A 400-nucleotide genomic window follows, 5' to 3' on the forward strand; every position below is an offset into this window, starting at 1 on the left:
ACCGAGGTCATCAAATAACAAAGTGTTAGTATGAAATCATACAACTACCTTTAACGATCTTTATTGATCCATTCCGAAGAATGTTCAATCGCCATACATATTAGCAATAACCGGCTTGGGGCCAGTTATATACTTGAGAGTGTCTCAGCAAGAATCTCATTAAACGACCAACAACAATTAATAAAAACCCGTTAGTAAACTAACAAGTTATTCATCAAATGAAGTTAAGTTGCTTAATTCAACTCAGCTTATTTAATTTTGGATTCCACATTGTTAAAGAACACATTTTTCGAAACTGAAAAATGGATTGAGTCTCAGAAAACTGATCTCAACAAAACACAAAACAGCATCAAGATGCTGTTCTGTATCAAACAATTCGTGTGAACGCTTATGGACGTCG

Origin of the sequence: Endozoicomonas sp. OPT23, from assembly GCF_009653635.1 — a bacterium.
Taxonomy (GTDB): Bacteria; Pseudomonadota; Gammaproteobacteria; order Pseudomonadales; family Endozoicomonadaceae; genus Endozoicomonas_A.